Raw genomic sequence first — 14972 nt, forward strand, 5'->3', positions numbered from 1 at the left:
CGACTGGCCGGTGCTGGGCTCGGCCGCCGACCCGGCGGGGGAGGCGTACAAGCGCAACACCGAGATCAACGAACGCCTGGCCGCCGACCTGCTCGACCGCCTCGCCGCCGCCGCGCCCGGCGGCCCCGAGCGGTCGCGGCGGCGGCACGTCGAGCGGGGCAAGCTGCTGCCGCGCGACCGCGTGGACGGCCTGCTGGACCCCGGCTCGCGCTTCCTGGAGCTGTCGCCGCTGGCCGCGAACGGCCTCTACGACGACGAGGCGCCCGCGGCCGGGATCATCACGGGCGTCGGCCGGGTCTCGGGCCGCGAGTGCGTGATCGTCGCCAACGACGCCACGGTCAAGGGCGGCACCTACTACCCGATGACCGTCAAGAAGCACCTGCGCGCGCAGGAGGTGGCCCTGCACAACCACCTGCCCTGCGTCTACCTCGTGGACTCAGGCGGCGCGTTCCTGCCCCGGCAGGACGAGGTGTTCCCCGACCGCGACCACTTCGGCCGCATCTTCTACAACCAGGCCACCATGTCCGCCCGCGGCATCCCGCAGATCGCCGCCGTGCTCGGCTCGTGCACGGCGGGCGGCGCGTACGTCCCCGCGATGAGCGACGAGGCGGTCATCGTCCGCGGCCAGGGCACGATCTTCCTGGGCGGCCCGCCGCTGGTGAAGGCGGCCACCGGCGAGGAGGTCACGGCCGAGGAGCTGGGCGGCGGCGACCTGCACGCCCGGGTCAGCGGCGTCACCGACCACCTCGCCGAGGACGACGCGCACGCCCTCGCCATCGTCCGCGACATCGTCTCGACGCTCGCGCCGCGCGCCGAGCGGCCCTGGCCGGTGGTCACGCCCGAGCCGCCCCGCCACGACCCCCGCGACCTGTACGGCGTCGTCCCCGCCGACACCCGCCAGCCGTACGACGTGCGCGAGGTCATCGCGCGCCTCGTGGACGGCTCGCGTTTCCTGGAGTTCAAGGCCGAGTACGGCCACACCCTCGTCACCGGCTTCGCCCACCTGCACGGCCACCCGGTCGGCATCGTGGCCAACAACGGCATCCTGTTCAGCGAGTCGGCCATGAAGGGCGCCCACTTCATCGAGCTGTGCGACCAGCGCCGCATCCCCCTGGTGTTCCTGCAGAACATCAGCGGCTTCATGGTCGGCAAGGCGTACGAGGCGGGCGGCATCGCCAAGCACGGCGCGAAGATGGTCACCGCCGTCTCCTGCGCGCGGGTGCCCAAGTTCACCGTGGTCATCGGCGGCTCGTTCGGGGCGGGGAACTACGCGATGGCCGGCCGGGCGTACGCGCCGCGCTTCCTGTGGATGTGGCCCAACGCCCGCATCTCCGTGATGGGCGGCGAGCAGGCCGCGAACGTCCTCACCACCGTCGGCACCGCCGACGCCGACGCCATCAGGGCCCAGTACGAGCACCAGGGCAACCCGTACTACTCCACGGCCAGGCTGTGGGACGACGGCGTGATCGACCCGCTCGACACCCGCACCGTCCTCGGCCTGGCGCTGTCCGCGGCGGCCAACGCCCCGCTCGAACCCGCCGGATACGGCGTCTTCCGGATGTGATCATGCTGTTCGACCGTGTTCTCATCGCCAACAGGGGCGAGATCGCCGTACGGATCGCCCGCACGCTGCGCCGGCTCGGCGTCACGGCGGTGGCCGTGCACACGCCGTCCGACGCCGGCGCCCGGCACGTACGCGAGGCGGACCTCGCCCTGGAGGTGCCGAGCTACCTGGACGCCGACGCGATCGCGGGGGCGGCGCTCGCGTCCGGGGCGCAGGCCGTGCACCCCGGCTACGGGTTCCTGGCCGAGAACGCCGCCTTCGCGCGGGCCTGCGCCGCCGCGGGGGCCGCGTTCGTCGGGCCGCCGGCCGAGGCCATCGACGCCATGGGCGACAAGATCCGGGCCAAGGCCACGGTGTCGGCCGCCGGGGTGCCGGTGGTGCCGGGCGGGGCCGAGCCCGACGACGTGCTGGAGGAGTGGCGCGACTTCCCCGCCCTGATCAAGCCGTCCGCGGGCGGCGGCGGCAAGGGCATGGTGCTGGTGCGCTCGGCCGCGGAGCTGCCCGACGCGCTGGAGTCGGCGCGGCGGACCGCGCGGGCCGCGTTCGGCGACGCGACGCTGCTCATCGAGCGGTACGTCGACAGCCCCCGCCACATCGAGATCCAGGTGCTGGCCGACTCCCTCGGCGGCGCGGTGCACCTGGGCGAGCGCGAGTGCAGCCTGCAGCGCAGGCACCAGAAGGTCATCGAGGAGGCGCCGTCGCCGTTCGTCACCCCCGAGCTGCGGGCCCGCATGGGAGCCGCGGCCGTGGAGGCGGCGCGGGCGGTCGGCTACGTCGGCGCGGGCACCGTCGAGTTCATCGTGGACGGCGCCACCGGCGCCTACCACTTCATGGAGATGAACACCCGCCTCCAGGTCGAGCACCCCGTCACCGAGCTGGTGACCGGCCTCGACCTGGTGGAGCTGCAGCTCCGGGTGGCGGCCGGGGAGCCGCTGCCGTTCGGGCAGGACGACGTGCGGCTGAGCGGGTACGCCGTCGAGGCCCGCGTCTACGCCGAGGACCCCTCGCGCGGCTTCCTGCCGACGGGCGGGCGGGTCCTGCTGCTCCGCGAGCCGGGCGTCCCCGGTCCCGCCGCTCACCCGGCCGGCTCCGGCCCGCTGGTCCGTACGGACTCGGGGCTGGCGGAGGGCGGGGTCGTCGGCAGCGAGTTCGACCCCATGCTCTCCAAGGTGGTGGCCTGGGCCCCGGACCGGAAGGCCGCGCTGCGCGCCCTCGACCGTGCGCTCGCCGCCACCGCCGTGCTGGGGGTGGTCACCAACGTGCCGTTCCTGCGCGCCCTGGCCGCTCATCCAGCCGTACGCGCGGGCGAGCTGGACACCGGCCTGGTCGAGCGGGCGCTGCCCGAGCTGGTCACCGACGCCGCCGCCCCCGCCGACGTGCTCGCCGCGGCCGGGCTGGTCTTCCACGCGCTGCCGCAGGGCGACGACCCGTGGGAGGTCACCGACGGCTGGCGGGTCGGCGAGCGGGCCTGGACGACCTGGCGGCTCGCGTCCAGGGACGGCGTCCACGAGGTACGGGTCCGCGGCCTGCCCGCCGAGTCGGCCGAGGTGCTGCTGGACGAGCGCCCGGTGCCCGCCCGCCTGCGCGCGGAGGGCCCGGAGGTGGCCGTCACGCTCGGTGACCGGACCGTGCGCTACCTGTGCGCGCGCGACGGCGACACGCTCTGGCTCGGCCGCGACGGCCGGGCATGGGCGTTCACCCGCCACCTGATCGGCGACCCCGGCGACCGCCCCGGAGCCGCCGCCTCCGGCGACGGCGTGGTACGCAGCCCCATGCCGGGCACCGTGCTCATCGTCAAGGCCCAGCCGGGCGACCGGGTGAGCGCCGGCCAGCCGCTGGTCGTCGTCGAGGCCATGAAGATGGAGCACGCCGTCACCGCCCCGTGCGCCGGCGTGCTCGCCGACCTCCCGGTCCAGCCCGGCCAGCCGGTCGACATGGACGCCGTCCTGGCCGTCGTGACCCCCGAGGAGGACTAGATGCCGCATCCCATGGACGGCCTTCCCAAGCAGGTCACCGTCTACGAGGTCGGACCGCGCGACGGGCTGCAGAACGAGGCCGCGATCGTGCCCGTCGAGGTGAAGGCCGAGTTCATCGACCGGCTCGCGGACGCCGGCCACAAGATCATCGAGGCCACCAGCTTCGTGCACCCCAAGTGGGTGCCGCAGCTCGCCGACGCCGACGAGCTGCTGACCCGGCTGCACCGCAGGCCGGGCGTCCGCTACCCGGTCCTGGTGCCGAACGAGCGCGGCCTGGACCGGGCGCTCGACCGCGGCGTGGCCGAGATCGCCGTGTTCGCCAGCGCCACCGAGACCTTCGCCGCCAAGAACCTCAACCGCAGCCTGGAGAGCCAGTTCGAGATGTTCGAGCCGGTCGTCGCCAGGGCGCTCGACAACGGGGTGCGGGTGCGCGCGTACGTGTCGATGTGCTTCGGCGACCCCTGGGAGGGTCCGACCCCGATCGCGCAGGTCGTCCGGGTGGGCGAGCGGCTGCTCGGGCTCGGCTGCCACGAGCTGTCGCTCGGTGACACCACCGGCGTCGGCACGCCGGGCCACGTCACCGCGCTGATCAAGGCGTTCCGCTCCCCTGAGCGGCTGGCGGTGCACTTCCACGACACCTACGGCCAGGCCCTCGGCAACACTCTGGCCGCGCTCCGCGCCGGTGTGACCACTGTGGACGCCTCCACCGGCGGCATCGGCGGCTGCCCCTACGCCGAGTCCGCCACGGGCAACCTCGCCACCGAGGACCTCGTCTGGATGCTGCGCGGACTCGGCATCGACACCGGGCTCGACCTGGGCAAGCTCGTCGCCACCAGCACCTGGCTGGCCGGGCTGCTCGGCCGGCCCAGCCCATCCCGCGTCGTACAGGCGCTCGCGAAAGGCTGACATGCTCAAGGACGAGTACGAAGAGCTGCGCAAGACGGTCGAGACGTTCGCCCGCGACGTGGTCGCCCCCGTGATCGGCGACTACTACGAGCGCGAGGAGTTCCCGTACGACATCGTGCGCAGGATGAGCGCGATGGGCCTGTTCGGCCTGCCCTTCCCCGAGGAGTACGGCGGCATGGGCGGCGACTACTTCGCCCTGTGCCTGGCCCTGGAGGAGCTGGCCCGCGTGGACTCCAGCGTGGCGATCACCCTGGAGGCGGCGGTCTCGCTCGGCGCGATGCCGATCTACCGCTTCGGCACCGAGGAGCAGCGCGCCCACTGGCTGCCCAGGCTCGCCTCCGGCACCGAGCTCGGCGCGTTCGGCCTGACCGAGCCCGGCGGCGGCACCGACGTGCCCGGCGGCATGCGCACCACGGCCGTGCTCGACGGCGACGAATGGGTGATCAACGGGTCGAAGGCGTTCATCACCAACTCCGGCACCGACATCACCAGCGTCGTCGGCGTGGCCGCGCTCACCGGCGAACGGGAGATCTCCACGATCCTCGTACCGGCGGGGACGCCCGGTTTCACCGTGTCGAAGAAGTACTCCAAGGTCGGCTGGAACGCCTCCGACACCCGCGAGCTGTCCTTCTCCGACTGCCGCGTGCCCGCCGCCAACCTGCTCGGCGAGCGCGGCCGCGGCTACGCCCAGTTCCTCCAGACCCTGGACGAGGGCCGCATCGCGATCGCCGCGCTCAGCGTGGGCCTGGCCCAGGGCTGCGTGGACGAGTGCCTGAAGTACGTCAGGGAGCGCCGGGCCTTCGGCAACCCGATCGGCCACTACCAGGCCATCCAGTTCAAGGTCGCCGACATGGAGGCCCGCGCCCACACCGCCCGCCTGGCCTACTACCACGCGGCCGAGCGCATGCTGGCCGGGTTGCCGTTCAAGAAGGAGGCCGCGATCGCCAAGCTGGTCTCCTCCAACGCCGCCATGGACAACGCCCGCGACGCCACCCAGGTGTTCGGCGGCTACGGCTTCATGAACGAGTTCCCCGTCGGCCGCTTCTACCGCGACGCCAAGATCCTGGAGATCGGCGAGGGCACCAGCGAGGTGCAGCGGATGCTCATCGCCCGCCAGCTCGGCCTGGCCGACCTGTGAGGTCACCGGCCCGCGAGAGCTTCCATGTTTGCGCCACCGGCGCGCGAGGATCTACTGTCAGGGGTCATGACGGCTGACGATCTTCTCATCAGGAGGGCGGAGAAGGCGGACGCGGACGAGGTGTTCGCGCTGGCACGCGACTTCGGGCTGACGTTCCGGCCCGAGCGCGAGGCCTTCGACGCCGCCCTCCCCGAGCTGCTGGCGAACGACTCCGCCCTGCTGCTCGTGGCCGTCGCCGAAGGCAGGGTCCGCGGCTACCTGCTGGGCTTCACGCACCTCACGCTGTTCGCCAACGGGCCGGTCGCCTGGGTCGAGGAGGCCATGGTCCAGTCGGGCTCGCGCCGGCAGGGCATCGGGCGGTCGCTGCTGGAGGAGTTCGAACGGTGGGCCCGCTCGCGGGAGGCCCGCTACGTCGCCATGGCCACCCGGCGGGCGCCGGAGTTCTACCACGCGCTCGGCTACGAGGCGTCGGCCACGTTCTTCCGCAAGGTGCTGCGCTGAGCGCGATCAGCGGGCGCTTCTGTCGGAGTGCGATGGCATCCTTGCGTACGTGACCGTACACGCCGTCAGCCCGCTGTTCGTCGGGCGTGCCCGTGAGCTCGCCGTCCTGCGCGACGCGCTCGGCGAGGCGCGCGCCGGTGTGTCCGCCACCGTGCTGGTGGGCGGCGAGGCCGGGGTCGGCAAGACGCGGCTGCTGGGCGAGTTCGCCGACCGCGCCGACGACGCCCTGGTGCTCGTCGGCGGCTGCCTGGAGCTCGGCACGGAGGGCCTGCCGTTCGCGCCGTTCACCGCCGTGCTGCGCGGGCTGGTGCGGCGGCTCGGCCGTGACGGCGTCGCGGCGCTCGTGCCCGGCGGCGCGACCAGCGGGCTGGCCAGGCTGCTGCCCGAGTTCGGCGAGCCGGGCAGGGAGGGCGCCGAGGCCCGCGCGCGCCTGTTCGAGCTGGTGCTCGGGCTGCTGGAGCGGCTGGCCGAGGAGCGCCCTGTCGCGCTCGTCATCGAGGACGCCCACTGGGCCGACCGCTCCACCCGCGACCTGCTGTCGTTCCTGGTCCGCTACCAGCGCACCGCCGGGCGGCTGCTGCTCGTGGTCACCTACCGCAGCGACGAGCTGCACCGTACGCACCCGCTGCGGCCCATGCTGGCCGAGCTGGGCCGGGTGGAGTGGGTCACCCGGGTCGAGCTGCGCAGGCTGACCCGCAGGGAGGCCGTCGCGCAGGCGGCCAGCATCCTGGAGCGCCGGCCGGCGGACGCCGACATGGACCTCATCTACGCCCGCAGCGAGGGCAATCCGCTGTTCGTCGAGGCGCTGCTGAGCGAGGGCGGCGGCCGGGGCGATCTGCCCGAGTCGCTGCGCGACCTGCTGCTCGCCCGCGTCGAGCGGCTGCCCGAGGAGACGCAGGAGCTGCTGCGGGTGGCCAGCGCGGGCGGCCAGCGCCTTGAGCACGACCTGCTGTCGGCCGTCGCCGGGCTCGACGACAACGCCCTGTCGCGGGCGCTGCGCCCGGCCGTCGCGGGCAACGTGCTCGTGGTCGACGGCGAGGGCTACAGCTTCCGGCACGCGCTCATCCGCGAGGCGCTCCACGACGACCTGCTGCCCGGCGAGCACACCCGCCTGCACACCCGCTACGCCGAGGCGCTGGAGCGCGACCCGTCGATCCTGCCCGCCCCGCGCGGCGCGATCGAGCTGGCCCACCACTGGCACGCCGCCCACGACTCCACGTGGGCGCTGGTGAGCGCGTGGCGGGCGGCCGAGGCCGCGCGCACCTCCACCGCCTACGACGAGCAGCTCCGCATGCTCTCCCGCGTCCTGGAGCTGTGGGACCAGGTGCCCGACGCCGCCGGGCGCATCGGCGCCGACCGGCTCGAGGTGCTCCGGCAGACCACCGTGGTCGCCCACCTGGCCGGCGAGTACGAACGCAGCATCGCCCTGGCCGGCGCACTCCTCGCCGAGCTCGACCCCGAGACCGACCCGGTGCGCACCGCCGTCGTCCTGCGCCAGCGCGGCCTGACCCGCTACGACCTGGGCCGCCCCGGCCACCTCGACGACCTGCGCCGCGCCGCCGCGCTGGTGCCCGCCGAGCCGCCCACGCGGCTGCGCGCCCAGGTGCTGGAGAGCCTTTCCCGCATGCTCTTCCGTCCCGAGGACAAGGACGAGAAGATCGCCACCGCCGAGATCGCCCGGGAGATCGCCCGCGCGGTCGGCGACGTCAACGTCGAGGCCAACTCCCTGATCACCGCCACCTGGGCGCGCTACCGCTTCCACGAGGTCGAGGCGCAGATGGAGGCGTTCGCCGAGGCGCGCCGCATCGCCGCCGCCGCGGACGCCTACAACGCGCTCATGCGCTGCGCGATCTCCGAGTCCGACGCGCTGGAGGGCGCGGGGTGGCACGAGCGGGCCGCCGAGGTCGCCCGGGCGGGCATCGCCGACTCCGCCCACTACGGCCTGGCACGCACCTCCGGCACCTTCCTCGCGATCAACCTCGCCGAGCCGCTGGTCTCGCTCGGGCGGTGGGACGAGGCGCTGGAGGTCATCGAGCAGGCCCTCGACCTCACGCCGCCCGCGCCTTATCGGGCGAGCCTGCAGGGGTTCGTCACCGACATCGCGCTCGCGCGCGGGCAGCTCGACCGGGCCGAGCAGCTGTTCGACGCCTCGCGCGGGGTGCTGGCGCGGGGCACCTTCCGCGACCAGACGCTGCTGCCGCACCTGCGGCGCAAGGTGGAGCTGCTGGAGGCGCGCGGCCAGGCCGGCGAGGCGGTGCGTGAGGTGGCCGAGGCGCTGGCGGAGCGCGACCTGGTGTCCAGCCCACGCTACGTGTGGCAGCTCCTGGTGACCTTCGCCCACCTCCTGACCGCCGCCGCCGCGGCCGGGGGCAGGGCGGCTCCGGGGCGGGCGTCCGTGGCGGAGGAGGCGGCGGCGTCGCTGCCCCGGCTGCGGGAGGTGGCACGGCGCATCGGCACGGAGGGCGAGCTGCAGGAAGCACAGCGACTCACCTTCGAGGCACTGCTGGGGCCAGAGCCGCCGGTCGCGGGCGTGGAGGCACTGCGGAGGTCGGAGTCGCCCGGCGGCGGCACGGAGGCGCTCGTGGGGGCGCAGCCGCCGGGGGCGGGAGCGGATGCGCGGCTGGGGGCGGGGGCGTCGGCCGACGACGCGGAGGCGCGGGTCGGGTGGCGGGTCAAGGCGTGGGAGGCCGCGGTCGGGGCCTGGGTCGATCTGGGGCAGCCCTACCCGGAGGCCCGCGCCCTGCTGGGGTCGGCGCAGGCGCTGCTCGCGGCGGGCGACCGGCAGGAGGCGGCGGCGCGGCTGGAACGGGCCCGCGAGCTGGCCGCCAGGCTCGGCGCGGCGCCGCTGCTGGAACAGCTCGACGTCGTCCGCCGCCGGGCCCGCCTCGGCGGCGGCGCGGCCGACGAGCCCACCGGCGACGGGCAGCCACTCGGACTGACGGCGCGCGAGCTGGAGGTGCTGCGCGAGGTGACGAACGGGCGCAGCAACCGCGAGATCGCCGAGGCGCTGGTCATCTCGGTGAAGACGGTGAGCGTGCACGTCTCCAACATCCTGGCCAAGCTCGGCGTCGCCGGCAGAGGCGAGGCCGCCGCCACCGCACACCGCCTCCACCTGTTCGACGACCTCCCCTGAACCACGGCCCCTGAACCACGGCCCCTGAACCACGGCCCTGACCCGCAGCTCCTGTCCCGCGGCCCCTGACCTACTGCCCTGACTCATCGCGTCCGCAGGTCCACGGCCTCGCCTCCGGGCGGTCAGACGGTGGGCAGTGTCTGGGACGTTCTCCGGCCGACCAGCAGCAGCACCCCGACGGAGATCACGATGCCCACGGCGATGACCGGCACCAGGGCTTGCAGGTCGAGTCCCTCGGCCACCAGGCCGAACAGCGGCGGGCCGAGGAGTGAGCCGATGCTGCCCGCCTGGGCGACGACGCCGTTGCCGACGTCGGCGTGGTCGAGCCGCTCCAGCACCAGCGGCAGGGCCGCGATGACGAGGGCGCCGAGGAAGCCGTTCTCGATCGAGATGACGGCCGCGCCGGTAAGCGCGGCCGGCGACGAGCCGTGACCGCCGAACATGAGCCAGGCGGCCGGCAGCGTGAGCAGCCCGGCCGAGGCCAGGACACCGACCGGCGTGCCCCGGCGCAGCAGCATCCCCACGGTCACCCCGCCGAGCGCGCTGAGCAGCGAGATTACGGCGGTGACCGCGCCCGCGGAGGCGGCCGAGTGGCCGTACCGCTCGACCAGGAGCGTGGGCAGCAGGACGAGCACCGGGATGGTCACGAGCACGGCCAGGCAGAAGGCCGCGGCCAGCAGGCCCGGCCAGGCCAGCGCCCGCACGCGGGGCACCGGCCCGGCCTCCGGGCGCAGGGCGGAGCCGCGCGGCAGCCGTACCCACACCACCAGCGCCATCACGAGCGTCAGCCCGGCGAGTACGCCGATCCAGCCGCGCCAGCCGATCGCGGCGCCGACCGCGCCCCCGGCGAGCGTGCTCGCGCCCAGGCCCACCGCGACGAACGTGGCCCAGATGGACAGCGCGGTCCCGCGGTCGCGTTCCCTGGCCAGCCGTACGATCAGCGCGGGGCAGGCGATGGTGACCAGGAGGTATCCGACGCCCTCGATGCCCCGGGCGGTCAGCAGCCAGGCGTAGCCGCTCGCGACCGCCCCCGCCGCGCTCGCCACCGCGGTCAGGGCGAGCCCGGCGACCAGCGACCGCTCGGCGCCCAAGCGGCGGATCAGGTAGCCGGCGGGCAGGCCCACGGCGGCCCCGACGCCGACCACCGTGGAGATGACCCAGCCCAGTTGCGCCAGCGACAGGCCGAGCTCGGCCGCCACCGCCGGCCCGACGGGGCTGAACTTGCCGAGGCTCATGGCCGCGACGACCCCTCCGAGGTAGACGACGGTGATCGTGCCCCAGGGGGTGCGTGGCTGGGCCGAGGTTTCGGGGGTCGTCCCGGCGTTCATGGATCTCCTTCGCGTTGCTCCGCACAGGTTCGTCCGGGTTAGAGCATCGTCGCGTAGGAGGTGGTGATCAAGGGTTCGGGCGCCGCTAGCCGGTGAGCTGGGCCTCCAGGCGGTAGCCGTCCACCGTCACGTACACCTGGTCGCCGGGGCGGGCGTTCAGGCGCATGAGCACCGGCAGGAGCGAGTCGAAGACCGGCTGGTGGCCCTGCCAGACCAGGACGATCGCATTGTCGCCCGGGCCGGTGACCGACAGCAGGGTGCCGGGGCGCATGCCGAGCTGGGCGGCGTACCCCTCGGGGACCGGCACCGGGCCGCCGCGCAGGTGCTCCGGCGTGACCTCGATCCGCTGCCAGCGGCGCGGGTCGGAGGACGGGCTCGGCAGCGGCGGGGGCGGCGTCGCCGGGGCGCCCGCCAGGCCGGCGGGCAGCATGCCCGACCGGCCGCCGGACAGCGCCGACAGCGTGGCGAGCGCGGCCGACGGGTCGATGGAGCCGGACGTCGCGGACGGGATCGGCTGGCCGCCGCGGTGGTGGTGGCCGTTCGCGCCGGGTGTACGGCGGGGGAGGGGCTGGGCCGGGGACGGGGCCGAGGCCATCGGGTCGGCGGACTCCGGCGGCAGGGCGTCCAGCCACGCCTTGGCGGAATGGGCGCGGATGCCCAGCTCGGCCATCAGCTCCACCACGTCGGCGTCCGGCGGGGCCGAGGCCAGGAGCTGGCGCGTACGGGCCTGGAGGCCGTGGATGTCGCCCACCACGAGCCAGCCGTCCTGGAGCCGGCGGTCGGGCATGAGCGTGACCAGCACCCGCCAGAGCGGGGTGCGCAGGGAGGGCACCATCACCGGGTGGGCCGGGTCGGCGCCGATGAGCTGTTCTTCGGTGGCCGCCGCGCCCAGCCACTCCGTCAGGCGGAACATGTGCCCGGTCACCGGCGCGGACTCCGAGGAACGCAGCCAGGTCAGCACGCGCTCCTCGGCCGTGCGCTGGGCGTGGGAGAGGGACTCGCGCTCGACCAGCAGCTTGTGGGCGAGCGTACGGAGGCTGATCGGGTCCTCGGCGAACAGCCGGTGCACGGCCACGGCCAGCTCCAGCTTGTCCAGGCCGCGGAAGAGGTTGTCGACGACGCGGACCATCGCGTGGTCGGCGTCGAACGGCACCGGGGAGGAGCCGGCGCCGGTCTTGGCCGGGGCCGCGCCGGGGGCGGCGGGGAAGGAGCCGGTCTCCTCGCGGCCGGGTTGCCGGGCCGCCGGGCGCTGCGGCAGCCCTCCCGCGCCGGGCTGACCGGGCTGACCGGGCTGGCTCTGCTGGCCGGGCTGCGGCGGCTGGCCGGGGGTCTGGCGCTGCGGCAGGGCGCCGTTCTGCGGCTGGGCGGCGAACGCGCCGCTCTGCGCCGGGAACGACCCCGTCTGGCGTGGCTCGCCCGGCACGACGGGGGAGGGGCCCGTCTGCTGGCCGCCGGGTAGGGGGCCCGCCTGCCGGTCGCCGGGCAAGGAGGGGAAGGAGCCCGTGTGCCGGTCGCCGCTCTGCGCAGGGAACGAGCCCGTCTGGCGCGGCTCGCCGGGTTGCCCGCCCGCTGGCGGCTCCGGGGGCCGCCCCGGGAACGCCGCCGCGGGGCGCTGCGGCAGCCCGTTGCCCTGTCCGCCCGGTTGCCCGCCCGGTTGTCCCGCGCCGGGCGCGCTCTGCCCGCCCGGCTGCGCGGCGAACGGGCCGCTCTGGCCGGAGGAGGCGGCGAGTGGGGCGTCGCGGCCGTCCGCGGGGGCGGGGAACGGGCCGCTCTGGCCCGATGAGGCGGCGAGTGGGGCGCTGCGGCCGTCTGCAGGAGCGGGGAACGGGCCGCTCTGGCCGGAGGAGGCGGCGAGTGGGGCGTCGCGGCCGTCCGCGGGGGCGGGGAAGGGGCCGCTCTGGCCGTTGGGGGAGGGGGCGACGAAGGGGCCGCCCGAGGGTACGGCAGGGAAGGAGCCGGTGTTCCTGGCCTCCTCCGCGCCGTCCGCGCCGCGCGGCACCGGCCGCGTCAGCTCGGCCGGACCGGCGGCGGGAAGGGCGGGGATGCGGCCGAGGATCTCGCGGAGGACCGCGCCGACCACCACTTCAGGCGTGGCGGACGGGGTGCTGAGATCGCTGGGGGACAGGCGGCGCAGCCGCTGCCAGCCGCCGAGGCCGATGACCGCCGTACGGGTGGCCTCGGGCCAGCCGGGCAACGCGGGGTCGACGGGGTGCACGGTCAGCGCGGGCACCAGGTCGGACAGCGGCAGGTGGTCCCAGCGGGCGGTGGCCAGCCGGCCCAGGCGTTCGCAGATCCAGTCGAGTCCCGCCGTGCCGAGCGCCTTGGACAGGGGGAGGGAGGACCACCATCCCGCGGGCAGGCGCGGGTCGCCCAGCGCCTCGGCCACCTGCTGTGGTCGGCTCCAGCGAAGAGCTGGGACTAGGTCGCTCAGGCAGATCGATGACTCGACTTCCATCGGCGGACCTTATCCTCCCCAGTGTGCCGCGTGTGCTGCCCGTTGCGCATGTGGCTAATGGTGCAGCCTACGCGGCAAGCTATCAATCAGTGTGAATAGGGTAAAGACGGTTCAGATCCAAACCGTACCGTGGACGACCCCCCACCTGGGCCACACATGCGGCACCCGCACGACATCCTTCCTCAAGAGCGGCTCTTTCCCCGCATCCCCGCAAGGTTGCCGCGAGAAACCCGGCGGCGAACGCGTCCCCAGCTCCGGTCGTGTCCACGACCTGGCTGGGCAGCCCAGGAACCCGCGCGGTGATCGTGCCGTTCACCGCCGCCAGCGCGCCGTCGGCGCCCAGTTTCACGACGGCTGTGCCGTATCTCTCACTCAGCAGTTCGGCCGCCCGCTCCGGCGTCCGCGCGCCGGACAGCAGCAGGGCCTCGTCGAGATTGGGGATGACGAGATCGGCGGTGGCGGTCTCGGCCATGAAACGTTCGGCGCCGAAGTCGAGCAGGGGCTTGGTCGAGGCCGGGTCCACGCTGACCGCGACCCCGGCCGCCGCCGCGTCCGCCAGGGCGGCCCTGGCGAGGCCCAGACCGGGCGCGGCGAACAGCACGTATCCGGACAGGTGCAGCCGGGCCACCCCCTCCAGCAGGGCGGGGTCCCAGTCGCGTGCGGAGATCAGGCCGCCCGCGCCCCGGTTGGTGAGCATGGACCGCTCGCCGCTCGGGTCCACCATCGCGATCACGACGGCGGTGGGGTGGTCGGGGTCCACGGTCACCTGGGGCCGTACGCCGCTCTTGGTCAGCTCGGCGATGTGCCAGTCGCTGCTGTCGTAGCCCAGCCTGGCCAGCAGGCGGGTGTCGGCGCCCAGGTGGGCGGCCCAGGCGGCGGTGTTCGCGCCCGAGCCGCCGGGACGCAGCATGATGTCGGCCGCGGTGTCGGTGCCCGCCAGGACGGGGGAGCCGTGCAGCGCCACCACATCGGTGACCGCGTCCCCGACGACCAGGAGACCGCGGTCGGTCACGAGTCCGCCCAGCTCACGGCGATCCGGGCGGCGAGGGCGACGTTGCCGCGCACGGCGGCCAGGTTGGCCTCCAGCGAGGCGCCGCCCGTGCCGTCGACCAGGTAGCCGAGCAGGAACGGGGTGATCGCCTGGCCCTTGACGCCGTCGCGCTCGGCGGCGGCCAGCGCCTCGGCCAGCACGCGGTCGTGCAGGTCGGGGTCGAGCTGCTGGTCCACGGGGACGGGGTTGGCGACGATCAGGGCGGTCTCCTGGCCGCCGAGCGCGTCCTGGCCGCGCATGATCGCGGCCGCCTCCTCGGGCGACTCGACCCGCCAGTCGATCGGCAGGCCGGAGGTGTGCAGGTAGAAGCCGGGGAAGGCGTCGGTGCGGTAGCCCACCACGCTCACGCCGCGGGTCTCCAGGCGCTGGAGCGTCGCGGGCACGTCGAGGATCGACTTCACGCCCGCGCAGACGACGGTGATCCGGGTGCGGGCGAGCGTGTCGAGGTCGGCGGACTCGTCCTGGTCCTCGGTCCAGCCCCGGTGCACGCCGCCGAGCCCGCCGGTGGCGAAGACGCGTACGCCGGCCCGCGCGGCGAGGAACGACGTGGCCGACACCGTGGTCGCGCCGCTCGCCTTGAGAGCGGCGGCCATGGGCAGGTCACGCTGGCCCAGCTTGCGCAGGCCGGACTCGGTCGCGATGCGCTCCAGCCCGGCCGCGTCCAGCCCGACGCGGGGCACGCCGTCGAGCACGGCGATCGTGGCCGGCACCGCTCCCGCCGCGCGGACGATCTCCTCCAGCTCGCGCGCGACCTCCAGGTTGCGCGGCTGCGGCAGACCGTGGGAGATGATCGTGGACTCCAGCGCCACGACCGGGGCGCCACTGGCCAGGGCCTCGGCCACCTCGTCGGACGGCTGCAGGACGGAGTCGGCGGTGCTGCGCATGGTGGGTCTCGTGCTCCTTGCGAAATCCTGGGGCGG

The 14972-nt window shown here is 74.8% G+C and carries 10 protein-coding genes; 6 read left to right on the plus strand and 4 right to left on the minus strand.

Annotated elements, in window-relative coordinates; all coding sequences use genetic code 11:
• Positions 1 to 10: 10 nt before the first annotated feature.
• The 6 genes from SMD20_RS02085 to SMD20_RS02110 all read left to right on the plus strand — a co-directional run bounded on the left by SMD20_RS02085 (position 11) and on the right by SMD20_RS02110 (position 9218).
• Positions 11 to 1564 (plus strand): carboxyl transferase domain-containing protein, encoded by a 1554-nt coding sequence (locus SMD20_RS02085; protein ID WP_435874957.1) that lies wholly within the window; start codon positions 11 to 13, stop codon positions 1562 to 1564.
• 2 nt (positions 1565 to 1566) lie between these two features.
• The gene (locus SMD20_RS02090; RefSeq protein WP_329574259.1) at positions 1567 to 3540 is read left to right on the plus strand and encodes an acetyl/propionyl/methylcrotonyl-CoA carboxylase subunit alpha; all 1974 of its coding nucleotides are present in this window, start codon (positions 1567 to 1569) and stop codon (positions 3538 to 3540) included.
• Positions 3541 to 4446, plus strand: coding sequence for a hydroxymethylglutaryl-CoA lyase (locus SMD20_RS02095; protein ID WP_329574261.1), 906 nt, complete (start codon positions 3541 to 3543; stop codon positions 4444 to 4446).
• Between the two features lies 1 nt (position 4447).
• Positions 4448 to 5584, plus strand: coding sequence for an acyl-CoA dehydrogenase family protein (locus tag SMD20_RS02100; RefSeq protein ID WP_329574262.1), 1137 nt, complete (start codon positions 4448 to 4450; stop codon positions 5582 to 5584).
• A gap of 66 nt (positions 5585 to 5650) precedes the next feature.
• Entirely contained in the window at positions 5651 to 6085 is a 435-nt protein-coding gene (locus SMD20_RS02105; RefSeq protein WP_329574264.1) for a GNAT family N-acetyltransferase, read from the plus strand.
• Positions 6086 to 6134: 49 nt separating this feature from the next.
• On the plus strand, positions 6135 to 9218 hold the full coding sequence (locus SMD20_RS02110; protein WP_329574266.1) for a helix-turn-helix transcriptional regulator: 3084 nt from the start codon (positions 6135 to 6137) through the stop codon (positions 9216 to 9218).
• Positions 9219 to 9340: 122 nt separating this feature from the next.
• Here the strand turns inward: SMD20_RS02110 and SMD20_RS02115 are convergent, their stop codons facing one another.
• From SMD20_RS02115 to SMD20_RS02130, 4 genes are all read right to left on the minus strand, one after another.
• Positions 9341 to 10546, minus strand: a complete 1206-nt coding sequence (locus SMD20_RS02115) for an MFS transporter (protein WP_329574268.1) — start codon at positions 10544 to 10546, stop codon at positions 9341 to 9343.
• Positions 10547 to 10631: 85 nt separating this feature from the next.
• Positions 10632 to 13001 (minus strand): hypothetical protein, encoded by a 2370-nt coding sequence (locus SMD20_RS02120; RefSeq protein WP_329574270.1) that lies wholly within the window; start codon positions 12999 to 13001, stop codon positions 10632 to 10634.
• An 82-nt stretch (positions 13002 to 13083) separates the two neighbouring features.
• On the minus strand, positions 13084 to 14013 hold the full coding sequence (locus SMD20_RS02125; protein WP_329574272.1) for a carbohydrate kinase family protein: 930 nt from the start codon (positions 14011 to 14013) through the stop codon (positions 13084 to 13086).
• Positions 14010 to 14936: a pseudouridine-5'-phosphate glycosidase gene (locus tag SMD20_RS02130; RefSeq protein WP_329574274.1), complete on the minus strand. Its 927-nt coding sequence runs from the start codon at positions 14934 to 14936 to the stop codon at positions 14010 to 14012. Before SMD20_RS02130 ends, SMD20_RS02125 begins: the two co-directional genes overlap by 4 nt.
• Between the last annotated feature and the right edge of the window lie 36 nt (positions 14937 to 14972).

It is taken from the genome of Nonomuraea sp. LP-02, assembly GCF_036289125.1.
In the GTDB taxonomy this organism is placed as follows: domain Bacteria; phylum Actinomycetota; class Actinomycetes; order Streptosporangiales; family Streptosporangiaceae; genus Nonomuraea; species Nonomuraea bangladeshensis.

Excerpts from the sequence above, each read along its gene's own strand:
- SMD20_RS02090 (WP_329574259.1), top strand. The coding sequence starts at position 1,567 with ATGCTGTTCGACCGTGTTCTCATCGCCAACAGGGGCGAGATCGCCGTA.
- SMD20_RS02095 (WP_329574261.1), top strand. The coding sequence starts at position 3,541 with ATGCCGCATCCCATGGACGGCCTTCCCAAGCAGGTCACCGTCTACGAG.
- SMD20_RS02100 (WP_329574262.1), top strand. The coding sequence starts at position 4,448 with ATGCTCAAGGACGAGTACGAAGAGCTGCGCAAGACGGTCGAGACGTTC.
- SMD20_RS02105 (WP_329574264.1), top strand. The coding sequence starts at position 5,651 with ATGACGGCTGACGATCTTCTCATCAGGAGGGCGGAGAAGGCGGACGCG.
- SMD20_RS02115 (WP_329574268.1), bottom strand. The coding sequence starts at position 10,546 with ATGAACGCCGGGACGACCCCCGAAACCTCGGCCCAGCCACGCACCCCC.
- SMD20_RS02120 (WP_329574270.1), bottom strand. The coding sequence starts at position 13,001 with ATGGAAGTCGAGTCATCGATCTGCCTGAGCGACCTAGTCCCAGCTCTT.
- SMD20_RS02130 (WP_329574274.1), bottom strand. The coding sequence starts at position 14,936 with ATGCGCAGCACCGCCGACTCCGTCCTGCAGCCGTCCGACGAGGTGGCC.